This window comes from Streptococcus sp. 11-4097, assembly GCF_018215285.2.
Classification (GTDB): domain Bacteria; phylum Bacillota; class Bacilli; order Lactobacillales; family Streptococcaceae; genus Streptococcus.
Map to the genome: position 1 here is coordinate 655,750 of NZ_CP185262.1, position 26,112 is coordinate 681,861.

16 protein-coding genes are annotated in these 26,112 nt (G+C 38.7%); all 16 read left to right on the forward strand.

The window, feature by feature from the left end:
* The first annotated feature begins 8 nt into the window (after positions 1 to 8).
* Positions 9 to 5,012, forward strand: a complete 5,004-nt coding sequence (locus KB197_RS03525; protein ID WP_050077962.1) for a PBECR4 domain-containing protein — start codon at positions 9 to 11, stop codon at positions 5,010 to 5,012.
* Between the two features lie 160 nt (positions 5,013 to 5,172).
* Positions 5,173 to 6,918: a type IA DNA topoisomerase gene (locus KB197_RS03530; protein WP_050077960.1), complete on the forward strand. Its 1,746-nt coding sequence runs from the start codon at positions 5,173 to 5,175 to the stop codon at positions 6,916 to 6,918.
* A 2-nt stretch (positions 6,919 to 6,920) separates the two neighbouring features.
* Complete coding sequence (locus KB197_RS03535) at positions 6,921 to 8,771, forward strand: AAA family ATPase (protein WP_050077958.1); 1,851 nt, start codon at positions 6,921 to 6,923, stop codon at positions 8,769 to 8,771.
* Positions 8,772 to 8,862: 91 nt separating this feature from the next.
* Positions 8,863 to 9,201: a hypothetical protein gene (locus tag KB197_RS03540; RefSeq protein WP_050077956.1), complete on the forward strand. Its 339-nt coding sequence runs from the start codon at positions 8,863 to 8,865 to the stop codon at positions 9,199 to 9,201.
* A 13-nt stretch (positions 9,202 to 9,214) separates the two neighbouring features.
* Entirely contained in the window at positions 9,215 to 10,288 is a 1,074-nt protein-coding gene (locus KB197_RS03545; protein ID WP_050077954.1) for a hypothetical protein, read from the forward strand.
* Between the two features lie 12 nt (positions 10,289 to 10,300).
* Positions 10,301 to 11,107 carry an LPXTG cell wall anchor domain-containing protein gene (locus KB197_RS03550; protein WP_050077953.1) on the forward strand — a complete coding sequence of 269 codons (807 nt, stop codon included), beginning with the start codon at positions 10,301 to 10,303 and terminating at the stop codon, positions 11,105 to 11,107.
* A 19-nt stretch (positions 11,108 to 11,126) separates the two neighbouring features.
* Positions 11,127 to 15,296, forward strand: a complete 4,170-nt coding sequence (locus KB197_RS03555; protein ID WP_421127848.1) for an LPXTG cell wall anchor domain-containing protein — start codon at positions 11,127 to 11,129, stop codon at positions 15,294 to 15,296.
* 79 nt (positions 15,297 to 15,375) lie between these two features.
* Positions 15,376 to 17,919: an SEC10/PgrA surface exclusion domain-containing protein gene (locus KB197_RS03560; RefSeq protein ID WP_050078018.1), complete on the forward strand. Its 2,544-nt coding sequence runs from the start codon at positions 15,376 to 15,378 to the stop codon at positions 17,917 to 17,919.
* 76 nt (positions 17,920 to 17,995) lie between these two features.
* On the forward strand, positions 17,996 to 18,433 hold the full coding sequence (locus KB197_RS03565; RefSeq protein WP_050078017.1) for a single-stranded DNA-binding protein: 438 nt from the start codon (positions 17,996 to 17,998) through the stop codon (positions 18,431 to 18,433).
* Between the two features lie 159 nt (positions 18,434 to 18,592).
* Positions 18,593 to 18,850, forward strand: a complete 258-nt coding sequence (locus tag KB197_RS03570) for a hypothetical protein (protein WP_050078015.1) — start codon at positions 18,593 to 18,595, stop codon at positions 18,848 to 18,850.
* Positions 18,843 to 21,971: a VirD4-like conjugal transfer protein, CD1115 family gene (locus KB197_RS03575; RefSeq protein WP_050078013.1), complete on the forward strand. Its 3,129-nt coding sequence runs from the start codon at positions 18,843 to 18,845 to the stop codon at positions 21,969 to 21,971. Before KB197_RS03570 ends, KB197_RS03575 begins: the two co-directional genes overlap by 8 nt.
* An 82-nt stretch (positions 21,972 to 22,053) precedes the next feature.
* Positions 22,054 to 22,551 (forward strand): lipoprotein, encoded by a 498-nt coding sequence (locus KB197_RS03580; RefSeq protein WP_078136571.1) that lies wholly within the window; start codon positions 22,054 to 22,056, stop codon positions 22,549 to 22,551.
* A 122-nt stretch (positions 22,552 to 22,673) separates the two neighbouring features.
* Positions 22,674 to 24,710, forward strand: a complete 2,037-nt coding sequence (locus KB197_RS03585; RefSeq protein WP_050078009.1) for a pLS20_p028 family conjugation system transmembrane protein — start codon at positions 22,674 to 22,676, stop codon at positions 24,708 to 24,710.
* A gap of 8 nt (positions 24,711 to 24,718) precedes the next feature.
* Positions 24,719 to 25,000 carry a BRCT domain-containing protein gene (locus KB197_RS03590; protein WP_049505120.1) on the forward strand — a complete coding sequence of 94 codons (282 nt, stop codon included), beginning with the start codon at positions 24,719 to 24,721 and terminating at the stop codon, positions 24,998 to 25,000.
* Positions 25,001 to 25,147: 147 nt separating this feature from the next.
* Positions 25,148 to 25,456: a DUF5592 family protein gene (locus tag KB197_RS03595; protein WP_049494027.1), complete on the forward strand. Its 309-nt coding sequence runs from the start codon at positions 25,148 to 25,150 to the stop codon at positions 25,454 to 25,456.
* The gene (locus KB197_RS03600) at positions 25,456 to 26,103 is read left to right on the forward strand and encodes a hypothetical protein (RefSeq protein WP_000985686.1); all 648 of its coding nucleotides are present in this window, start codon (positions 25,456 to 25,458) and stop codon (positions 26,101 to 26,103) included. The genes KB197_RS03595 and KB197_RS03600 overlap by 1 nt, the downstream gene beginning before the upstream one ends.
* The last annotated feature ends 9 nt before the right edge of the window (positions 26,104 to 26,112 follow it).

The window sequence follows — 26,112 nt, forward strand, 5'->3', positions numbered from 1 at the left end:
GATTTTATATGACAGAACAAGAATCAAGACGTGGTAAAAGTCGTAGAGAACGTGTTGAATTCGCACGTTCTAGAGATATTTTGGATGTTGCAAATGAGCTTCAGATGGAGCTGGTTCGCTCCGGACGAGACTATCGATGGAAAGAACATGATAGCCTAGTTATTTCACCTGATAAAAATTTATGGAAATGGTTCTCTAGAAATACAGGTGGAGATGCGATTTCTTTGGTTGAGACGATAAAGGAAGTAAGTTTTAACCAATCTGTAGATTTTTTAAATGATGGAAACTTTAAAGAGTTTCAAATGGTTGAAAGGCCTCAAGAAGATTTTAAATACTATCTTGAGAAATACGAGCAGCCGTTTTCAGCTGGAAGAGATTATCTACGGAATCAACGTGGGCTGTCAGACGAAACGATTGATTATTTTTTGGAACAGGGTGTTTTAGCCCAAGCTAACGCCAAACTTGACTACTTTGCGGAAGGCAATGATGGAGTTACAACAAATGCGATTGAGCCAGTTATTGTCTTCAAGTCCCTTTCTTCTTCAGGTGAAGTTGTTGGAGCCTCTTTACAAGGAATACAGGAGAATTGGGAGAAGTGGCCAAAACATGGATATGCTAAAGTGATTATGAAAAACTCCGATCCTATGACAGGTATTCATGTTGATATTGGCAGTCCAAAACGATTGATTTTCACTGAGAGTCCAATTGATTTAATGTCCTACTATGAATTGCACAAAGATAGTCTTCAGGACGTCAGATTAGTCTCTATGGATGGTTTGAAAGAATCGACTATAGGCCGTCATCTATCTCAAATTCAAGCTGAAATATCAGGAAAACCGCTAAGATGGACACCTGAACAATTAGCGGACGGGCTTCAAGTAGCTATTGATCATCACTTTTTTGAAGATGGGAAAAATGCGGATTTGATTACTCTAGCTTTAGATAATGATGAAGCAGGTAGAACATTCATTCAAGAATTAGAGGCAAAAGGAGCTGTTATCAATTCAGATCTACCAGAACTAAGACCAGGACAAGATAAAACGGACTGGAATGATGTTCTAAAGAATCAACAGGAAGAAAAGCCTGACAACAGTCGTCTTGCACAGGCACGTCGAAAATTGGAACGACTAAGGGGTGAACAAGACGAGGCTATTTCAAGAGCTTATTCCCACCAAGCGCTAACAAATGGGCAACCCATGAATGATAAGCGAGGAGGTGCTAGCTTTAAACGTAAGCAAGAACAAATAGAAGATCAAGTCTTCTCAAAGATGGATGAGATTAGGCAACAGGAAGAGCGAGTAGAGCGCCTGGAGCACCAACAACATTTGAAAGAAATGGGGTTGAATCGTCAGGGAAGTGGTCTGGAGATGAGTGTTCAAAATATACCTAGAATCCGTGAAGAGTTAGAAAAAGCTAAACGTGGGGAGTCGTTCTTTACCAAAGCTACTCTCAAACGCTATCAAGAAGAGTTGACTAGACTTGAGGCCATATCTGAACAAATGGGTAAAACGAGCATTCAACCAGCAACTCAAGCCTTAATTGATGAAGGGCTAGTGAACCAGTGGCAAAAACAACCAAATACGTATTTTGTAAAAGGGTTACGAAGAGTTGCCCTGGAGTTGACTGAAGAAGGAGAGTTTCAATTATCTTCACAAATCAAGTATCATCCGAAAACAGACGAGGAAAGACTGAAGGTGGATGAATTACTTGCCAAACAAGCGCAAGGAAATATTGGAGTAAAACCAATGATACAGGAAGAGCAAGGTTCAGTGCCTCCAGAGTTATTTGTAGCCTTTGATTTTACAGAAAATCCAAATCTATCTCAGAAATTCTCATCAGGAGATGTGATTCCATATAAGGATTTTATAGCTCAATTGTATGAAGAGAATAATTTGAGAATGCTTAGCCTGGGATATGATAAAACTTATTTTGCATTGCAAGATGAAAAGGGGAGTCGTCTGACAGATGATTTTCGATATGATATTGGTAGTGAAGACAGTGACCTTTCAACGCAATTGGGAGAAACTCTTCCAACTCCTTATTTAGAACAGGCACAAAAAGCAGATCATGATTATCAATCACAGATTTCAGCTGAGGAGAATGTTCAAACAGAGTCAGTTGAATCAGAAGAAAAAGCTCCTGAGAGTTCTCAGGAGCAAATGAATGATAGGACCAGTGGTGGCACGGGTTCTTTACAGCCTAAAGCTGAAGGCAGTACCTCACCTGTACTTGAAACAAGTACCTTTGAGCAAACTGTTACCAGTCACCCGACATCATCCTATCCGTACCTTCATTTTAGCACAAATTATGATAAAGTGCAACGGCGAGTGGGGAATTATCACCCAATTACACCTGCCGATTTAAGACGTTTGAACCAATATGCGCCCTCCATTCAAAGTACAGCGTCCTGGTATTTAAGTGAAATGGCTGGCAGTAAAATAAGTTTTGTTTATGCGGATCATGGAGAAGAGAATGTTCTTCAAGTAACTTTCCAAAAAGAAAACTTTATCCATCTTTCAGGGATTAGACCTTTTGAAGAAGGAAAAGGTGCTGCTGATTTCTTAGAAGATTTTGCGGCTGGTCGAGGTCATTATGACGGTATGTTGATTAGTAATTCAATTAAGGATAAATTGCAGGTTCTTCCAATGCTTCAGGATATTTTAGAGCCACAATCCTTTGTTCTGGATGATTTGAGCAGTGTTGAAAAGCTTCACAATCTCAATATGAGTGAAGCTATTAAAGCAAAAGATGAAGATTTCTTACTACTGTTTAAAGATATCGGAGATGAAAAAATTCCAGCCTCTCTTATGAAACTCAAAGGAGAGCTTGCAACTAGTGTTAAATTGTTGGATGAAAAGATCATTCTCGGTGTCTATAGAGAAAGAGATGGTCACATTGAGCAACTGTCAATTAATGAGGAATATGTTAAAGACAATGGTGCAGAAATGCTATCAGTTTTGAAGAATAAGCAGTTTGAAGAAGTTTCTAAAGAAATTGAACCACCAGCTCCAGAGAACACTCTGAATAAAACCTCACTTGATTCAGCTACCTTTACTCAGGTGTTAGATACTGTCTATAATTTAGGTGTGCCAGATGATATCTCAAAAACGCCAGAAGAATTTCATCAAGCCTGGAATCAATATCTTGACTATGCGAAACAGTACAATGATAAATTTGATCAGATTGTTGCTGCAGCTGAGAAAGATCATCTCCTAGATACAAATTCAGATTTTTATAAAGAATGGCAACAAGACCATATTTATAAGGAAAACTACCATGTACGTCTCCAATGGTCTGAGGATCGCCCAGGTGGGCCGAAATTGCCCTTTAAAGAGACCGAGCTGATATCTTATCAAGATTTCGCTAGGGAGCTATATAAGGCCAATCAGGACTTTTATCCAATTCATCAAGAAGGAATGAAACAAGTAACTGCAGGCAATACTGAAGTCTATATCCCTCCTACCAAAATTAAGTTTGATATCTATGCTCCAGGTGGTGAAATGATTAAGGAGGGAATTCGTTATGATATTGGAGATGAGACTACACCAATTTCACAAATGCTAGGGTTAGGATATCGTCGACTCAACGGTCAATCTGAACTAGCATCAATGGATGAAGAAATTCTTTCTCAGCTGGAAAATAGAGTGGTGAATAAGGAAATTTCTCAGGAAGCAAATGAATCGTCTCGATTGATAGAAGAAGGAGAAGGTCAAACTCCTGATACAAGAAAAACGGTAGCTTTTCAATCTTCTAAGCAAGAAACTAAAACTAATTTGCTTCAGCGTGTAGAGGAGATTCTGAAAGAGGAATCTATTTCGGATTTGGAAACCCCTGAAGTAAACTCAAGTAGTATTGATTATGCTGCTTTAACGCCTCATGAATTGAGTGAAGTTGCTTTTCAAAAAGTGAGAGAGTACACAGAAACACCAGAACGGTTAGAAGAGTATCTGAATTTTATGAGTAAGTTTCCAGAACTCTCACCTAGAAATATCGCTTTGATTCAGGAACAGTGGCCAGGAGCGAATGCAGTCGCAACCTATAATCAATGGCAATCGATGGGGGAAGTTCTTGGGATTACTTCAGATCAGGTATTTGAAACTAGAAATACCTATACCAATAAAAAAACAGGTCGAACAAGAGAAGTTGTTCATAACAATCTTTCGGTTAAGACAGGAGAAAAATCACATATTACCTTGTTTAGACCTATGATGGTTGAAATGATTCCTGTATTGGATGAAAATGGGAATCAGGTGAAAAATGGAAAAGGAAATCCAAAATATAAAAGACTTTCTGAAGCGACACCTGAAGAAAAGGCTTTGAAGAAGGAAGGAAAATTGAAATCTCGCTTCTTCCATGAAAGAGATTCAAATACAGGCTTAGCTAAATTCGCTACGTATAAGGTATTTGAGTTGTCTCAAACAACCTTGAAGCCTGAATTTTATCCAAAAGCGATGCCAAATCGTCATTATGATTTTAATATGGATCATGTTCGTACTAAAGAAGTGCTAGAAGGACTTTCCGATTATGCAAATAGTATCGGTGTAACCATTTATCAAGACGATGCAAAAGAGTTGAGGAGTGCGAAGGGAGCTTTTTATCCAGATGAACAAAAAATACTTTTGAATCCAGATAATACTCCTGGAGAAGTCGTTGCAACCACCATTCACGAGTTAGCGCATGCTAGTCTGCATAATCCTAAATTTGCTAACTCGTATAAGGAGGATGTCTCAAAAGATCGTAGAGAACTTGAAGCTGAGATGACAAGTTATCTCGTTTCTAAGCATTTTGGGTTAGATACCTCTGAGAAAGCCATTCGCTATATGGCAATTTGGACTGATAATTTGACCTCTCTTGACGATCAACAACTAGCGCAATCTATGAAACGGATTCATGGAACAGTATCTAAGATTGTAAAAAGTGTTGAACAACATACAAAGCCTTACCAGTTAAACAGACAGGTGGTTCAAAATCAAAATTTTATCCAAAGCCCAAAGAAGGGGCTTAAAGTCTAGAAAGAGTGCTCTTTAAGAGCCTCTTTTTGTGTATAAAGTTATATAACTTTATGTGCTGTTTTTTGATATCAACTCACTCTATCCCTTGTCGATGTCCCTTTACAAAAGATTTTTTAATTATAGCTTACAATGACAGAAAATGAAGTAGAAGGAGAATGATATGGTTATAGTTATTCTGGCTGAAAAAGAGAAACAGGCAGAAGCTTATGCTACAGCTTTGGGACAATTCAGTAAAAAGAAAGGTGTCTATGTTATCAGGCAATCACTCTATTTTCCAGCTGAAGTACATGTGGTGGCTGCTGAAGGGCACCTATTTGAATACAGCGAACCAGACAACTGGTCACTTGATAAATTACCTCTTACAAATGTTTCATTTAAGCAACATCTGAAAGAGGACAAGGGTTCTAGAGAAAAATTTAAGAGAATCTATGATGAAGTGGTAGCAGCGGATCAAGTGATTATTGGGACGGATGCTGATAGAGAAGGAGAGCGTATTGCGTACTCTATTTTATCGCACATACCAGGAGGCAAGGAGAAAATTTGGAAACGGCTTTGGGCAAGCTCCATGACAAAGAAAGCTCTTCAAAAAGCTTTTCAGGAATTAAAGGAACCTTCAGAAACCTACAATTACTATTTAGAAGCTGAAGCACGTGCACAAAGTGATTGGTTGGTAGGAATGAACTTATCACCTCTTGCAACGATTGATCTTCAAGCAAGAGGACAACTCCCTCGAACAAAAGGTAGCCATCTATCGGTTGGTCGAGTTCAAACACCAGCGGTCAGACTAGTTTGTGAGAATGATTTAGAGATTCGCAACTTTACTCCAGAAAAATATTGGAAACTTCAGCTGGAGGATAAGGAAAATGGGGTATTCTTTACTACCAAAGATAAAACTAAAGATAGTGAAGCTATTTTAGCCTCTTCAAGGGGATTATCAGCCACCTCTATTGTTTCTTCAGTTGAGGTAGAAAAACATCAGAAATCAGCTCCACAACTATTTACCTTGTCAGCATTACAAAGTTTTGCAGCAAGTGCCTGGAAATTTGACTCAGATAAAACTGAGAGCATTGTTGAGGGACTGTACTTAGAAGGTTTTCTCTCCTATCCACGACCAGACTCAGAATACATCAGTCATTTTGAATTTGATGATTTAAAAGAAAATCTATCTGCCTATCAAAAAGCTATTAATTGTCATTTTCAGCCAGCGTTTTTGGAGCCTAGAGAAGATTACGTCAATGATGAAAAAGCGTCTGGTACGAGCCACTCAGCCTTGATTCCGACTGAAAGAATTCCAAACCTTTCAAATCTAAAAACTGACCAACGACTGATTTATGAAGCAGTTGTGAAGCAGGCGATCTTGATGTTTGCGGATGATTGTCATTATTCAATAAAAACAATCGATGTAGAAAATAATGGTCTTGTTTTTAAAACAAAAGGTAGAACGCTTCATAAGTTAGGATGGGCTGAATGGAGTTCTCGAAAGGTACGAGGTTCTGTTGAAGTTCCTGATTATCAAGTGGGAGATGAAATTGATACGCAGGTTCAGATTGTAGGAGGTGAAACAAAACCACCTAAGAGACTAACTGAAAGCCAATTGATTGGCCAAATATTTCCTAAATATGGCTTGGGAACACAAGCCACTAGAGGAGAAATCATTAAAAAAATTCAGAGTAAAGGCTATGTTGTCAAAGATAAAAAAACAGGTCAACTAACTCCTACCAACAAGGCCTATCTACTTATCAATTATCTCTATGACAATGAATTCTCTGATCCAGAGACAACAGGAGGCTGGGAAATGTTTCTATCTCAGATTGGAGAAGGGACAATCAATCCACGAGAATTTGTGGATGCGATAAAAGATAAGCTCACTCTTCAAATCAAGGAAGTAAAAGAAAGAGGTGATTAAGTGTGACTACTGAAGAAAAGAAAAAAACACCTTATTTAGATCGTTATACAGATAATTTGACAGAAAAAGTTTCAAAAAAAGCAGAAGATTATCAGGTGTATGGACGTGATAAAGAAATAGAAGCTGTTCAGACGACTCTTCTCAGACGAACCAAGAATAATCCTATTTTGGTAGGAGAAGCTGGAGTTGGAAAAACAGCTATTGTTGAAGGATTTGCTTTAGCCATTTTAAGAAACCAGGTATCTCCCAAATTAAAAAACTTGACTGTGCGCTCTCTGGAACTATCTAGTTTAATGTCAGATGAGGATGGAGGATTTATTGTTAAGTTTAAAAAAATTATTGAGGAGATGGTAGAAACCAAAGGAGAGAATCTTCTCTTTATTGATGAATTTCATACTATTGTTGGTGCTGGTGGTTCAGATAAGGGCGCTTTGGATGCTGGAAATATTATTAAACCAGTTTTGTCACGTGGTGAGATGCAATTGATTGGCGCAACTACTTTAGATGAATTTCATGAATATATTGAAACGGACCGAGCGCTTGAGCGAAGGATGCAGCCAATTAGGGTTTCTGAACCAACAACTACTCAAGCGATTGAAATTCTTGAGCAAGCTAAAACTATTTACGAAAATTTTCACCAGGTGTCTATTAGCTCTGATGCTGTAAAACAAGCTGTACTTCTATCCGTCCGCTACATACCTGATCAATTTTTACCTGATAAAGCCTTTGACTTAATAGATGAAGCAGCAACAATTTGTTCTACAAATGGATTAGGCCATGTCAGGAAGCAAGAAATTGCAGAGGTGCTGAAAAATAAAACAGGTATTCCTGTCACGACGATTTTGAAAGGTAACAAGGAAAGACTAGATGGTTTAAAAGAAAAGCTGTCACGACGTGTTAAAGGCCAAGATGAGGCTGTAGATGCTGTTGTGAATGCTATAACTGTTGCCCAAGCTGGTTTACAGGATCAAAGAAAGCCCTTGTCTTCCTTCATGTTTCTAGGAACTTCTGGAGTTGGAAAAACCGAGCTTGCCCTGGCATTGGCAGAGGGGATGTTCGATGATGAGGAGGCAATCATTCGTTTTGATATGTCTGAGTATAAGCAAAAAGGAGATATTACAAAACTGATTGGCGATCGTCAAACGAGAACGAAAGGTCAATTGACTGAGAAGGTTAAACAAAAACCTTATAGCGTTATCCTGATCGACGAGGTGGAGAAAGCACACTCAGAAGTTGTAGATTTATTTTTGCAGGTGCTTGATGCAGGACGTTTGACTGATTCAACTGGAAGGCAAGTGAGTTTTAAGAATACGATTGTCATTATTACTACGAATATTGGTTCTCAAAAAATTATTAATCAGTATGAATTGAAAGGGAATTTTAAAAAGCTAACCGACAGGGACAAAGTTCAGTTTGAAAAGAGCATGACGTTGGAGTTGGAAACTAGATTTCGACCAGAATTTCTCAATCGAATTGAATATAAATTGATTTTCAATATGTTAGACGAGGAAGTGAATAAGGAAATTATTGTCAAACAACTATCAGAAATCGAAGAAAGAATGAAGAATCAACAGTTGACTCTTTCTTATGAAGAAAGTTTGGTTACTTATTTATTAGATGTAGGAACAAATATAAAGGATGGTGCACGGCCACTTGAAAGAGTGATTAAGCATAAGGTGCTTCCTTTAATTTCTAAAGAGTTTCTGAACTTATCCGATCACAATCAAGAGTATCATTTTCATCTTTGGGTAGAAGGTGATGCGCCAGATGAGCATCACCGTGAAGATAAAAGAAAAATATTATTCGATGTCGAAGCTGAAAAGACGTCATTTGGGGAAGCATTATTTTCTTAAAACTCACCTTAAAAAAATGATTGTCCCTTTAAAAAATTTTTTTCAATTATCTATTATACTAACGTTGTCAAAAAAACAAAGGAGGATTTCTATGAAAAATTATTTGACAAGACAACTTCAGCAAGTAAAAACAAAATCACAGATGTTTTTATTGAGCCTTTCCCTGTTCCTAACAGGATTTACAGTCTATGCGGACGATCCATTTGCTAAGTCGGATAACTTGGCGAAACAAGGAATTACAAAAGTTCAGCTAGTCAGTGTTGCACTATTTGGGCTAGCTGCCGTTGTCACTTCGCTCATTTATGCGTTTGGTGGACGGGAGTTAAAAGCCTCAATGAAAAAGAATTGGATATCAATTGCAATTGCAATTATTGGTGTTTCAGCGGGACCAAGTATTATTGAATGGATTTTTGATTTCGTAAGAAGTTAAGGGGTGGTGATTTATGGCTTTTTCACTCTTTAATAAAGATCGCTGTACGATTACAGATGATCTATTTTTAGAAATTTCCTGGGAAGATGGAAGAGGTCCAGAGGATGATAGTGAGTTACTTGCTATCATCGAGGGATTGGATCATCTTTCTGATTTTTCTCAGCCGATTTCAAAAAGTTTGCCCTACCTAACATTTAACCAGGCCGAGTTGTTATTTAAAGAGTTGAAACAAGCGTATAGTCAGTTTCAGCTGAAAAAAGTAGCAATCGCCCATCTGGAAGGGAAAAGCGTGGTGACAGAAGGAGAGGTTTACGCTAGTCCCTTCCTCATTACAGAAGACTATGAAAACCTCTTGCTTCCCCTCATTCAAGCGATACTAACTCGCTCTGAATTTGCAAATTACAGCTATCAAGAAAAAAGGGAGTATTTTGAGAACCAGATTTATCCTGTATATAAACAAAGTATGGGATTGTCCGATTCTTCTCTTCCTCTTTTCCCAGCTGAAGGTGAGACGATGGCTGTTTCGCAACCCAATCGCCTTCCACCTGTTCCAAAAGCAAGGGATCAAACAGATGTTGTGCCTTCCGTATCTCAAAAGCAGTCAGTTTCTCTGAAGAAATTTTATCTATTCTTAGGTGTTTTGGGAGTGTTATCAGTAATAAATATCATTTGCGTATTTTTTGCTTTCGCTCAATTGTCAAACCAGTCAGAAAAAGTAAATTTCTTATATCAGGAACAAAAAAATACTCAACTTATCATTTCAACGAAAAATGAAGTTGATGTATTTAGCCGTTATTTCTTACCTTCTTATTACTCGGGCAAAAAAGAAAACCTAGCAGATTTTCTTTCTGAAGGAGATGCAAAATTTACCAAACCAAAAGAAGGGATTTTACAGTCCGTTATTTTAGAGAAATTGAATTATGATTCAGAAACTCAAAAATATACGGTTTCCTATATCCTGTCCGTCAAAAAAGGGGATAAATCATCTAGCGTTAGATTAACTTTTGATGTAAAAGCTTCTGATTCTTCAAAATATGGATTTGTTGTAGAAACAGAACCAAAAGAATCAAATTATCTTAGAAATTAGAAAAGGAAAAAAATGAACAAAAAACAATTATTAGCTACACTAGCACTTTCAACTATCGCACTAGCACAAGCTGGATTTGTATCAGCTGATGAAGTAACACCAATTGATTCTTCTGCTCCAACAACGGAAGTGGTTACACCAACAGCGCCAAGCGCTTCAACAGAAACAGAGGCTCCAGCAACTCAGCCAACAGAGCCTTCAGTTACTCCAGTTGATCCAACAGCTCCCTCAGACAAGGATAACGCAGGAAGCCTTGACGGAGTGCCAGCTGATAAACCAGCACCTTCAGATAAGGTGCAAGACAAGGATAATGCAAGTAGTCTCGATGGTGTTCCAACACCATCAGATAAACCACAAGACAAAGACAACGCAGGAAGTCTTGATGGAGTGCCAGCTGATAAACCAGCACCTTCAGATAAGGCGCAAGACAAGGAAAACGCAGGTAGTCTAGATGGTGTTCCAGATGAACAGCCAAAAACTACTGATCAAGCGAACCAGCAAGGGAAGTCGCAAATTGGAACAACCTCTACATCAACAGGTCAGGCGGTGCATGATATTACGAAAGCACCTGTTCAAACCAGCACAGGTAATTCCATTGTCAGCACTAAAGATGGAAATCTTGTCCTTGAAGATGGCTCTGTAGTTGCTCCTGAAGCACTTGGAGCTGTTACAAATGAAGACAAGACCATCAGTGTTTCAACTGCAGATGGTAAAATGGTAACTTTGCCAAACACAGGGTCAGAACAAAGTTTCCTAGCTGCAATCGGCGGCTTATTGCTTACAGCAGTAAGTTATTTCTACAAGAAACAATTATTTTAATTAAAGGAGAAAAGAAAAAATGTTTAAAACACAAGAAACAAAAGTATTTGGATCAATTCGTAAGGTGAAGCGCTACGGTGCTTGTGGAGTAATTTTGGGTATGGCTGCTCTTGCTATGGCTTTTTCATCAGGTACTGTGTCTGCTGATGAGTTGAGTGCAAATCAAAATGTGCCAAAAACTGTTCAGGAAGCACCTAAACAAGAAGTGCCTAAGCAGGACGAAACTGCCAAGCAGAATACTACCGTCGATGTTGTAGTTGATCATTCAACTGTTGATAAGGCTGTTTCTGAAGCTAAGAAAGCAGGCCTAGAAGTAAAACAGGATTCTCCTGTGGATGCTGGAGTTGCTGAGAGTCAGGAAGAACTTGCGAAGCGTCAGACTGCTGTAGAAAAGGATTATGCGAATCAAGCAAATACGGTTTCTACTGAAATTGATGGCTACAAGAAAGATGTAGCAGATAATGAGCGCGAGAAAAAGGATGTTCATGATAAAAACGAAGAGATTCGTCAGGATCATGAGAAAGCTAAAAAAGAGCTAAAAGAAAAGAATGATCAGATTGATGAGCATAACAAAGAAAATTTAGCAAAATATGCTAAAGAACAGACAGCTTATGAAAAAAAATTGGAAGAGCTTAAAAAGAAAGGTGTTGCTGCAACTGCCCCAAACATTTCTTTGTATGGTAACTATGACGAAACAAAACGTGGTTCTTTGGAATACTACGGTAAACTTACCGCAGCGTTTTCAGGAGTAAAAGATTTGGAGTTGGTCAAAGGTACGTTAGGAGCTACTTCTGAAACCACGATTGAACTTGGTCGTCCAGATATGATTGATAAAGAGGAAATCGCTCGTCAAAATGCCACGTCAATCGGTGGGACAATTCTAAAAAATATTAAGGAAGGTGATTGGTTTACCCTGCACAAAATTGGTAAGACTAAATCAGGAAAAACAGTTTCTGTAAAATTCACTTCGACATCAACACCTACTAAAGCATTTGAAAAAGAAGGTAATTCTCAAGTTTATAGTCGTTTGTGGGTTTGGTGGTTGAAAGATAAAGGTGTTTCACCATTTGGATTCAGCCCATTTAATTACTTGAATCCTGATTTCGATTATGAGCTTTTTGACGAGGCAACTGGTAAACCATTAAACATTGGACGTGCCGATGTATATTCAGATATTGACTACGGTCAATCTGTTCGTCATACTTATGAAGATGGATCGACAGGTATTGTAAAAACACCTAGTGATTCATTGGTTCAAGAAACACCTATTCCAGCATTTGGAAATAAAACTGGTTGGAAAGGTGTGAAAACATCAGGTACGTATCAATCAGACGACGATACAGGTTTAGACGAGTATAAAGCTGGTGATCCAATCTATTCAAATGTAAACGATTTTCATGATACACCTGTAGGAACTATTGTATCTATTGGCTATGGTTCGAAAGGACATTTGAGTTATTACCATGGTAAAAAAGAATTCAAACCTTATTCGCAGGAAAAATTTGAAGCATATCGTAAGTATTCTGATGCGGAACGAAAAGCGGAAGGACTACCTCCTTACTCGGATAGGGAATTGTATGAAGCAACATACACATTCCAACTTTGGGGAAATAACAACGTTGTAGAAACAGTAGAAGAAGTTCATCCGCCAGAATTGGAGAAGCATGAAAAGGATACAATTCCTGATCCTGAATATCTTCCTGAACCAGGTAAAGTGAAATCTCGTACTGTCCATGTTCGCTATGCTAACTTGCGCTACAAACCATCTGTAAATCCTACAAAATCTGTTGAGGATACACATGGAAACAACATTGATGGAGCTAAGACATTTGACAAGAATGTGAAGTTTACATTGAAAACTGACTATGCTCCTTATTCAAAATTTACTGCGTCACCTAAATCTATCGCGAAACGTTTTGCGATTGTAGACGATGTTCAAGACGGTGCCTATACCGTTGATGATGCCAAAACCAAGGCAAGTGACGACGAAGGAAAAGATGTGAAGCAACTATTTGACATGTATCACGTTCTTTCTGACAAGGGAAGAACAGATGTTGTCAATGAAATCTTGAAAGAAGCAGGATTGTCACCAAAAGGTGAGTTCTATATGTGGGTTCCAAAAGACAACGCTGCTTACTATAAGAACTATGTTTCTAAGGGCAAAAACGTGACTTTTGATTTGGTTGCTAAATTGTTGGTAAAAGAAGGTCAAAAGGTTCAGAACGAATTCCATCAGATCGATTTTGGAATTGATCATAAGTCTAATCTGGTAACTGTTGAAGTTCCAGATATCAAGCCTGAAAAACATGTGCTTGATAAAGATGGTAAGAAAGTTCTTGATGGTAAAGAAGTCCAGCTAGGTGATTTTGTTCAGTACCTTCTTGATGGTGTGGCCGTTCCATCTAAACATGACACTCTTTCTCAGTATGATGGTGTAGACAAGCTAGATATGAAGCATGACCGTTATACAGGTAATTGGAAAGGTGTCATCAAGGGTACAGAGTACACAGCTGAGAAAGACCTTATCTTGCCTTATGATGTCATCCTGAAGGATGGCAAAGTGGTCAAAGCTGGTGATAAGATTGCCAAGGGAGCATCTTATGCGTTCACTTTTGAATTCAATCAAGATACAAATTCTGAATTCATCAAGAAACTTGTGACTGTTAAGTGGGATGCAAAAGATGGTCAATGGTCTTACGTTATCAATCAAGATTTCCTAAACTCTCTAGGAGTTAAAGGGACCTTCGATGCAGACTTCTACATCGAGGCCGAGCGTATTGAAACTGGTGGTAAGATTGAGAATACCTTCATCAATATTGTTAATAAACAAGAAATGACTGCCAAGGTTATTACTCGTACGCCAGAACCACCTAAACCAAAATACCCAGAAAAACATGCACTTGATAGAACTGGCAAGAAAGTTCTTGACGGTAAAGAAGTTCAAATGGGTGAATTGATTCAGTACCTTCTTGACGGTGCAACTGTTCCAGAAAGACACCATACGTTGTATCAATATGATGGTGTAGACAAACTTGATATGAAGCATGACCGTTATACAGGTAATTGGAAAGGTGTCATTAAGGGTACAGAGTACACAGCTGAGAAAGACCTTATCTTGCCTTATGATGTCATCCTGAAGGATGGCAAAGTGGTCAAAGCTGGTGATAAGATTGCCAAAGGAACATCTTATGCGTTCACTTTTGAATTCAATCAAGATACAAATTCTGACTTTATCAAGAAACTTGTGACTGTTAAGTGGGATGCAAAAGGTGGTCAATGGTCTTACGTTATCAATCAAGATTTCCTAAACTCTCTAGGAGTTAAAGGGACCTTCGATGCAGACTTCTACATCGAGGCGGAGCGTATTGAAACTGGTGGTAAGATTGAGAATACCTTCATCAATATTGTCAATAAACAAGAAATGACTGCCAAGGTTATTACTCGTACACCAGAACCACCTAAACCAAAATACCCAGAAAAACATGCGCTTGATAAAACAGGTCAGAAAGTTCTTGACGGTAAAGAAGTTCAAATGGGTGAATTGATTCAGTACCTTCTTGACGGTGCAACTGTTCCAGAAAGACACCATACGTTGTACCAATATGACGGTTTGGATAAACTCGATATGAAGCATGACCGTTATACAGGTAATTGGAAAGGTGTCATCAAGGGTACAGAGTATACGGCTGAAAAAGACCTCACATTGCCTTATGATGTCATCCTGAAGGATGGTAAAGTAGTCAAAGCTGGTGATAAGATTGCCAAAGGCTCTGTATATGCTTTCCAATTTGAGTTTGATCAAAGCACAAATTCTGACTTTATCAAGAAGATTGTTAAAGTAACATGGAATGAACAAGACGGTAAGTGGGCTTACACTATTGACAAAGAGTTCTTGAACTCTCTTGGAGTACGTGGTACGTTTGATGCCGATTTCTATGTTGAAGTTGAGCGTATTGCAAGTGGAGAAGTTGAGAATACATTTGTAAATGTTGTTAATGGTCAGGAGATGGAAGCGAAGGTAGTAACACATACTCCTGAGCGACCAGCTCCAGAAGAGCCACGTAAACCACAACCACAGCCATCGCTTCCAAATACAGGAACGGCTTCTAGCGTGCTTGGATTTGTTGGTACTGGTATCTTGTCAATGCTTGGTTTAGTTGGCTTGAAACGTAAGAAAGAAGTAGAATAAAATAGTTCAGTTCGTTATAAAAGGTGGTGGAGTAACAGGAACTGCCACCTTTTTTTAAAAAGTGGATAGGGAAAATAGAATGAATAAAACTGTAAATCTAACAGTTGGAGTGGCATCAGTTATTGGTCTTGGTCTAGTAAACACGATCGGTCACGCAGATGAAACACCTGCTGTAACAGCTCCCAAACAATTACAATCTTTTACGAGTGAAGTTAGTGGGATTATTGTCACTCGAGAACAAGTTGATGAGGCTAAGGATAAACTTGACAAATCTACCCAAGCAGTAGATGGAGCACAAGCTAAGAAAGATCAAGCGCAGTCTGAAGTAGATGAGGCGAAGTCTGAAGTAGATCAAGCGCTGTCTGAAGCAGATAAGGCGCAAGCAATCAAGGACAAAGCTACACCACGGAACATTGAAAAGCAAAAACAAGAGGTTACCGATGCTGAAGCTGCTAAGTATAACGCTGAAAAGCAAGAAAAAAATACTAAGAATGACCTTGACAAAGCTGAACAAGTGGCTCAAGACCAAGAAAAAGTGGTTAAGAAATCTGAAGACAATGTAGCAAGTGCTGAAAAAGAAGTCAAAGATGCACAGACTAGTGTAGATAACGCACAAGCTATCCTTGACGGTACAGGGCAAGCAGAAGTTATTGCTGAGAAAGAGAATGCTGAATGGGAACAAAAGCAGGCACAAAATAAGGTTCAAGAAAAATCTGATGAACTCTTACAAGCTAAATCCCACGATGATCAACTTCAACAAAAAATTGTTGAAGCGCAGAAACAAGTTGAAAATTCTCATTCTCTTGTTTTGACTACTAATATTGCATTGGATAAAGCCTCAGAAACAGCAAATCAGACTCAATCAGCGCTCAAACAAGCTCAATCGGATTTTTCAGATGCTGAAGCAAGGTATAATTCAATAAATACTTTGCAAATTTCAGATAGCTACGTAGAAGCACTAAAATCTTATGTGAATAATCCGTACAATATTCTTGAACAAGAGGCTCTTTGGGATAAACACAATGCTGCGCAACTGCGCAAACTTGAACAAGTCAATCAGGAAAATGTAGAACTTAATAAATTTAAGTCCAATAAAAAAGATCAGCAAATTTCTGTTGATCCGAATCATTTGACAAAAGAACAGCAAATGGAATTAGCTTTCTTTGCGAATGATTTGTTAAATCAAGTCCGTCAGCGTTTTGGTACAACTAAAACAGTTGTTTCACAAGGGATGCTTGAGGTTGCTAAGAAGGTGACTGATGGTTATGTTTCTGATAATTGGAAGTTTGGTGCAGGTCATGATAAAAAGGTTATCAATGACGTAGCTCGAGAATATGGTCTGCCGTCATCTAAGAATAATTCTTCTCAATATTTAGAGAATATGTATGGTGTCAATAGTAGTGATGAAATTCATACTATGGATGACGCTAAACGATTCATCTATAAAAGCATTGTTAAGTTTTTATTTAATGGTATGGAGTGGCAACATGCTGAGAGTATAACTGGGTTATCGAAAACGTCCTCAGGGAATAAAGATTACTTTGGCTTATCTTTATCGAAACGTGAAGGAGTCACAAGTTCTCACTGGTTGACAGTAGCAGATAAAAAAGTTTCAGGAACGAAACTTGATAAGACAGAACTTAGCAATCCTAATTCAGCTGAGACTCTAACTAGGGCTTATCACGCTGCAGTTGGTGCTCTTAGCTTAGCGCAGAAAAATAATCTTAATGCACAAACTGCTCTGGAACAAGCTCAAGCAGAATACGATACAGCTTTATCTACAGAAGAGCAAGTTAAGGAAGAATTTTCAAGACTTAAAGCAACACCATTACGAGCACCTTCGGCACAATTTGAACTTGATCAGGCGGAGAAAGTTCAAATGAAAGCACAACAACGTGTGGTGGCTGCTCAAAAGGCCTTGGATGCCTTAACTGCTGATGTAAAAACTAAACAGAAAAATCTTGCTGAAGCAAAGGAAGTGCTTGACACTAAACAAAAAGCTCTTACGGAGTCTAAAGAAAACCTAGCTACAGAACAAACGAAGTTGGTCACACTGCAGGAGCTTGCCCAGACTGCTGCTGAAAATCTCCAACTATCTAAGGATAATGTTGAAAAAGTGGGCAAGGAATTGGAACAAGCAAAAGCTGATCTAGATGCTTTGCTTAATGCTGAGCCTAACCTTGCTGAAGCTAAGAAAGTCCTTGCTCAAAAAGAAACAACTCTTAATCAGAAAGCAACTGCTTTGAAACAAGCTCAAGATAACCTTGACAAGTTGTTGCAAGAACAGAAAATCAATCAAGAGGCTTATGACAAACTCTTTGCCTTGTATAGCGCACAAGTTGAAGCTAAACGTTTAGCCGACCTAGAGGCTCAAAGACAAGCACTCCTTAAGGATGGCGAAACACCTGTTGAAGTTTATGACAAAACAGGTAAACTTGTGTCTTATATAGCGCAAACTAAATCTGTAAATACTCAATTACCTATTTCTTATAACTATACTTGGAACAAGAAACAAGAAACTAGTTTGCCAAACACTGGATCAGCAGCAAGCATGCTTCCAGTTGTGGGAATGATTTTGGGATTGTTGAGTCTTGCAGGCCTTCGTAAGTCGAAAGAAAATTAATTTGACGAACTAAAATGAAATGATGACCACAAGTTGAATAAAGACTCTCTTGTGGTCTTTATTGAAAGGAGAAAAAATGCAAGTATTTATCGCTTCTGGACGTGTTGCATTCATTCCAAATGATGCAGTGGGCCGAACTCCAAACGGTCACGTCAGTTTCAAATTTGAATTTGTTTGTGATTCGAGTATGACTGATGATACAAATAAACCAATCCCTAGTTTCTTCCATGTACAAGTTTATGGAAAACAAGCGGAATTGATGGCTCAGAGCCTATCTAAAGGCTCTCCAATCCTCTTAAAAGGAGAAATTATCCAACGACCTTATAACGATGAACAAGGTCAACGTCGGACGTATCAGTTTATTTCACCAAACCAACAAGGAGGAATCACTTTCCTTGAAAATAAGGAGGCATCTAACCGACGTAAGCAGGAACAACAGGGCTTTTCTCAGCCGACACCAAGTTCTAATCCTCCATCCTATCCTGAACCAATGGATGTAGAATCCCCATTCTAAAGGTATTGAAAGCATACAAGAACACTTGTGTGCTTTTTTGTTACACAAAAAGTTATATAACTTATGATATAACAATATCTTTTGTCCCTTTAACAAAGAATTTGATATTATCCCTTAGAATAGAGGGGAAATAAGAAATAATAAGAAAGGAGTGCAACAATGGCAAGACAAAAATACAATTATCTGTCCGATGAATTGATTGCAGAATCTCTTCAGGTGACCAATTACTTAGAACAAAGTCGATCTAGTCGATTGAATGTTCTTCAGTTGGATGGGGAGAAATGGTTAGAAAATTACTTTAACCGTTATGAGAAAGCCTCTCCAAGGCTACAGTTTCACATATTTCTCTTTTCGAGCTTCTATACTCGAAAAATGGAATGGTTCTTGGAAGGTGTAAGGGGGGAGTCGTTTGTTTGAGTTATTTGAAGTAGTATTTTATACCCTTATCCAACTGATTCGAGCCAGTTGGCTTAATACCTTCCTTTTTCTAGGGGGAGCAGGTTATTACCTATTCAAACTTTTCCAGCCGTATTTTTTAAGAAGCTATCAAAGGTTATTAGCAGGAAAGAGTAGTCTAAGGCAAGCAATAAAAAGAGGTTGGAAAAATCGTAAAGGAATTGATTGGAAACAAGTATGGTTCAAATCAGTTAGAGGGTTGCTCAATGGGATGAAGTCATTCTTACCTAAAATCTTTGCGCTTGTCTCTCTCATTCTTTGGAATGTTTTCTTCAGGATATTCTATACCCTCCCTTTTGTTAAACGAGAACGGAAACGTTTTGATAAAGAAATGAAGCCCATTCTTTATTTTAAGAGTTACCGCAGCTTCGTTTATATGGGATTAGGTTTTAGCTTTATTGCTTTTATCTTAACCAATTACCTGGTTACTGTTTTGAGAGCCACAATCCGCTTTCTCTACTTTAGTATTTGGTCGTTTAAAGATGCTAGTAAGGCCGTAAACTTTGACTTAAACAGCCTCTTATTTCAAAGTTTATTGAATGCTAAGGTCTTCTTGATAGCACCGATTTTAGCATTTCCAATCTTTCTATTGGGCTTAGTTATCGCCTGGAAATCTGCCTGGATAAACTTCGAGCAGTTTCGAGACTATAACAACAACGAAGAAGGAGATGACCGTTTTGTGACGATTGATGAAATTCGTCGTCAATACAAAAAGATCCCCAATAAAGATTTAACTTATCCAGGTGAAGGTGGAGCTCCTGTACTTCATGAACTGACTCATGATCTAGCAGGACAAACACTGAGAACTCAAATGTTATGGCAAAATAGAAAAATGAGCCGATACGTGACAAATGCGGAGCGGATTTTAGGCATGTTAGCTTTTCCTTCTGGATATTATTACATTGAAGATAAGCCGACGAATCTGTTAGGAATTGGGATGACTCGTTCAGGTAAGGGTGAAGGTCATATTACTCCAGCAATTGAAATCAACAGTCGTGCTGAATTGCAGCCATCGATGGTACTAGCAGACCCGAAAGGGGAACATTATCAAGCCTCCTACAAACTCATGAGGCAACGTGACTATGATGTCAATGTTCTTTCTTTCCAAAATATGGATTGGTCTATGTCTTTCAATCCGCTAGCTCTAGCTATCGCTGCTGCAAAGAAGGGCTACTATGAGAAAACTCAAACCTATGTCAATGCAGTCGCAGAATCCATTTATCCGAAACAAAAAGGTGGAGAGAAGGGGAATGCTGAATATTTCCGTAAGTCTTCTATATCCCTGTTTAATGCTCTTACAATGGCTTTGATGGATCGAGCTAATGAAACCGTTCAAAATGGTGAAGACGATGCCTGGGATACCATTACGATCCCTAACGTTGCAAAATTCTTGGCGACAATGGGTTCTGAAGAAGTCTTTGTAGATGGTGCTGGAGAAATCGTCGAGAATCCAAGCAGAGAACAACAAGTGTCGAAAAAGTCAAAAATCACAGTCTATTTTGATAATTTGAGACAAGTCAATCAACAACAATTCTCGAAATTTAGACAAATGGCTGATATCGAATTTCGTGCTTCAGACTTTGGTGGTGATGAGACTAAAGGTAATGTCTACTCTAGCATGATGACAGGAATCAATCTGTTCTTGCAAGACAACGTGGCCAAACTGACTTCTAAAAACTCTATTGATTTAGAGTCTGTTGGCTTCCCACGTCGATTATCTGTCAAGCTGAGATCAAGCACCAACAGTCAGCTTAAAAACGAATTTAAGCACAAAACTGCTAAAGTAACGATTACAGGATTGAAGAAGTGGGGTAAAGTCGAAAAGAAAGTCGATTATATAAAGCAAGCGACAGCTTTAGTCGATGGGGAAGGGTATCTGACCTATGCCATTGAGCCTAAACTTCCAGATCAGTTTACGGTAACGATTGATTTCAATCATAAGAATAATGGCAATTCCCCTGTTCGAGATCAAATCTTTCAATTTTCAGCTGAAAAAGTCTATCGAAGAAACGGAGATAGTCTAGAACTAGATGAGTATAGCAAGAAGCCGATTTTAGATCATATCGATATAACCGTCCTTAAGAATAAAGAAGATACCAAAAATCTTCTTCAGGAGTCGGATATTGAACTGGTCTATTCAGATAAACCGAAAGTCATTTACCTGGTAACACCACCAAACCGAACAGAGTATAATGGGATTGTTTCGTTATTCTTAGATCAGCTATTCAATGCTAACTATGAGCTTGCTCTCTCAAGTGGTCGTAAATGTATTAATCGGATTCTCCATATCTTAGATGAGTTTACAAATATCCCTGCGATTCCTCACATGGATACAAAAATATCTATTGGATTGGGACAAAACATTCTCTATTACCTATGGATTCAAAATCTGGAGCAATTGGATGATAAATACGGCCAAAATGTTGCTCGAACCATTATGGACAACTGTTCATTGAAGGTTTATGTTAAAACAACATCTTCAGATACCAATAAGAAATTTAGTGCTGACCTGGGTACACGTACCATCACCAGAAGACGGCGCTCCAGCAATATCCTAGACGAAGCCAATCCAAACGTGTCAGTCGAGAATCCAAAACAAGAGTTGTTGACACCAACGCAATTGGCCAAGCTCCAGGAAGGAGAAGCGGTTATCTTACGTGGAGTCAAGGGACGGGATAATGTTGGACGTAAGGTCACAACGGATCCAATCTTCGCACATGATAAGACGAGCTTCCCTTACAAGTACATGTTCTTACAAGAGGAATTTGATACATCGATGACTCTTGCGGATATTCCAGTCGAAAGTGCGCACCGTGAGCTAGAACTCCAGGAGATCGCAGTTGATGCAGGTACAGCCTTCAACAACATCATAGACTGGAGGCAACGTTTGACCATGCCTCTCCTCAGCAACAATGGGGAAACTCCAAAATTATCAGGCCGTCACAGTAAAGGGCAAAAGGTGCAATCCCAATCATTTACTTCCACAGATGAATTATTCCAAGCAGCTGCAGCTAGTGTTATTCACGGAGACTATGATTATTATGATGATGGAGATGACTTCTTTGCGGATGAAGTTATCTAAAAAGATGTACAATAAGTTATATAAACACTTGCAAGAAAAAAAGCTGTTTGCTATAATAAAATAAACAATGGTTAGGAGATAAATGATGAAAGCAAAGTACTTTTTAAGAATTGTTTTAGTAGGGTTAGCCTTGATTTTACTAGGAGCATGTGGTCAAAAATCACCTGAAAGTCTCGCTAAAAATGTGCTAAAAGATAGCTATACAGGCTTTTCACAAGAAGATAGTTATGATAGTTCTATTTTTAGTGGTGGAGTAGGATCTACTTTAAAATTCGATAAAGAAAAGCGAACCATTTCAAATAATGACGGTAAAAGCATTAGGTACAGTGTTCTTTCAGAAGAACAAGTGAAGGCAATTCCAGCCTCTTTCAGAGGAACTATTGTTAGTTTAGAAAGTCAACTGAAAGGAAAGGATAATTTTACTATAGCTGTTGGTGATAACGCAGATAAGCCTGAAGAGGCTGGTGCTTACTATCAAGTCGTCTTGACTGAAGGTGGTAAAAAAATTAGAGTCATTGAATTACTTCGTGGCTATAAAGAAGACAATGCTTTCTATGATTTCAATGGAACAGCAGATTAACTTACAAAAGTCTCAATTATTTGAGGCTTTTTTTATTGTCAGAATTTCATTGTCCCTTTAAAAACGATTATGCCATTATCGAATATGATAGGGGTATCTTAGAAAGAAAGAAGGTACCTTTAGTGCACTATCAAACCTTTTCAGATTTGATGAATGAGGTCAAGAATCTCAATGGTGAAATCACAGGCGAGAATGCAAAAAAGCTGGCGGAATTTTATTCCTACTGGGGCAACTATTTAGAACCGACTCCTGCATTTATGGCATTTCTCACTTATTTACCAGGAGGGATTGCCAAGGCTCTTTATCAAATCACTTCCAGCCTAGAACATGTTTTTAATAATATGTTCAAGCTCTTTGGTCTCTTCGGTTATCTGGGAGACCAGAAGACGATTATAGGCCAGTTCTTTTACTGGTTTCAGTTATTGGGGACGTCCTTGTTTACCCTGATTTTGGTTGTGTCGGCTGTTGCAGGAGTTTTTACAAAACCAGTCAAATACAAAGGGGTCATTACGAATTTCCTTTTGGTGACTGCTGTAACTGCCGTATTGCCACTAGCTTTGACCACTATCTCAACCGCAGTAGCGCAGGATGCCATGTCTATCCAGACGGTCACCAGTGAAGCGCCATCTGGTAGTCAACCAACTTCCTCCTTGGCTCTTCAGCCCATGAAAAATAATGTGGTAGACTTAAAAGTTTTGATCTACAAGGATTTTTCTACAGAGTTGTTTCCAATGGATGATTATGGCTATATCAAGCCCGTTCAGGAGGGGTCAACTCCTGTCAATAATATCACGGATGACCCTGCACAGCGGGACACGACTGATTTTGCGACCAAGATTGATTTTGGGGCAAACTATGGTACGACAAATCCAAAACTGTTAAAGGATATGCAGGAAACCGACAAAATAGCAGGGATTAAAGGCTTGTTCCTCCATAAGTTGGATTCCAATAATACTGGAGTTGAAAGCATTACAGAACACCGTCTCATCAATCAATTGAGTGCTTTTGAATCAGTTTATATGCGCTACAAAGTCAACTGGATAGGGATGTTCCTCCAGTATATTATCCTTGTTGTTCTTTTGGTCAGCATGATCATTAAGCTCGTCAAATCAATTTTTGATATTGTGATTGAAGCAATGATTTCTCCAATCCTTGGATACAGTTCTCTATCAAACTCAAAGAAATACAAAGAGTTGTTAAGAACGATTGGCGGTGCCTTAGCAGGAATCTTCTTTGAAGTTATCATTATGCGTGTAACACTTGAGATTTTCAGAGATTTACCAATCCTTTCTGTTTCAGCAGTATCTAAGCTTTCTGGCGGATTCTTTGATGGACTCAATATGTGGGAACAGTGTCTTGCAGCTGCCTTTGTTTACGTTGGAGTATTCTTTGCAGCAATGCAAGGAGTGGCCATGATCGAGCGCTGGCTTGGAGTTTCAACAGGTCATAGTGAAACAGCTCAACAATTGCTCGGAGCTATGATGATGGGCAATGCCTTTGCGGCTGGAGCAGGCGGTCTCTTTAATGGTAGTATGGCACTTGGCCAATTTGGTATGGATATGGCACAAAAAGCTCCAGATGCCCTGTCTAAAGGAAGTCAGATCCTAGGAAATAGCCTAGCCAGAACTGGAGGTGGCATTCAAGGTGCTTTGAACTCTGTAAAAGACCAAGGCTTGATGAATGCGGCCAAAGGTGGCGTAAGTAATATGGTTGATTTGGCAGAATGGAAAGCATTTGAAGCCATGCAAAATGGGCAAGGGGCAGTTGGCAAAGTTTTAGATAAGCTGGATGATAAGGCTGCCTCTGCTCAAAATGCGACCTATAACGCTCTGAAAAATGATGCGGTTCCTGGAATTGCTCAGCCTGGTCCAATTGATATTCCTGAGCCTCCAATTGATTCAGGAACAACGGATGCACCTATTGTCGATCCAACTTCTTCAGCTGAAGGCATGGAGTCCCCAATCCAAGATTCAAATCCACCTGCAGATGCGCCAGTTTCAGAATCGACACCACCAGCACAGCCTGATTCTTCTCAACAAAAATTTCAACAGAGTATGAATCAAATGAACTACATGAACCAACAAATGCAACAAGCAGGTCAGCGTATGCAGGGAGGACGTCATATCACTGGCGCTGAGAGTGACGACGAAGAAGAATAGGCGGAACTATGGATCTAACAGGGAAGAACATTGTTATCACAGGAAGCCTACGTCCTCTAACTCGAGAAGAAGCCATACGATTTTTAGAAAGTAAAGGAGCTGTCGTTCAAAATTATATATCTTCTAGGACAGATATATTGGTTTTAGGACACAAGCAGTTGAATCTTTTTGATCCAGATAAAAGGTCTAAAAAGCATGATGCAGCGCTTAGAAGAATATCAGACGGTCAATCCATCACTTTTCTTTCTGAAGAATCATTCTTTGATTTAGTCAAGAAGTCTCAAGATTGAGGCTTCTTTTATTATACAAAAAAGTATATAACTTTTTATACAATTCTTTCCTGAAAGACAATGGCAAAAATGCTATTGTCCCTTTAAAAGATATTTTCGATTATTCATTATAATGTGAGTGTCAAAACAAATATAAAGGAGAAATTAATGTACGGTGAAAAATACGGTGTACCTAGAGATATCTATGCCAAAGTCAAGATTATAGGCCTTCTTATCCTAGATATTGCTTTTGTAGGAATTACTGGAGTAATCGCTTTGAGCGTTGGCTTAAAAATCTTTCCCAAAAGCCAGTGGATACAGATGTTCGCATTCATTTTTTTAACACCAGTTCTGAGTTTGTATCTGGTGTTACCAGCTAACGGTGGCAAAAAGAATTGGCACAGCATGTTTCTTTTCTTCAGACGAAGAAGAAAACGTTATATTAGCTTGAATTATATCAGAAGGAGAAAACCATAATGGCGATTAAACAAATTCAACCCTCAAAAAATGAGAAACGCCCTCTGGGACGTCTTCAAGAAACAAAGAAACAAACGCAGGAATATTTTGATTTACATTCTTGCGTTGAGTTGTTAGATGTAAAATCAATCATTCCGAACAGCCAGGCTTATATCCAGTTAGTTGATTATGGCTACTTGCAGCTGATGGAGATACCAGGTAAAGATTTAGGATCGATGTCTTATAACGAGGTTATGAGAACCATTGAAAATTTTGAAACCTGGTTGACTCGATTTGGATCGAATATCCAAGTGGAGACGACAACTTTACCAACAAATACAGATACGCAAATTTCTGACTTGCGCCATCATTTGGATTTAGTGCGACAAGAAATGTCTAAGTTATCAATAAATGATAGACGTTTTTTACAACTCAAGGATCGTGAAATTTGGCTTCAAAGCCAAATTAAAGTTGAAGAAAGCATCCGACAAGAAGTCTATAATACAGAGTTCATACTGTGGCTATTTGCACCTACAACAACCGAATTGGACGAATTGGTTCGTAAGGCTAAAACCTATGGAAATAATGATTTTGTTCCACAAGATATCAGCTACAGGAAGAAAATTCAGATTATAAAGCAATACAACAATATGAATGAGAAAGTGTAGGAGAGATAG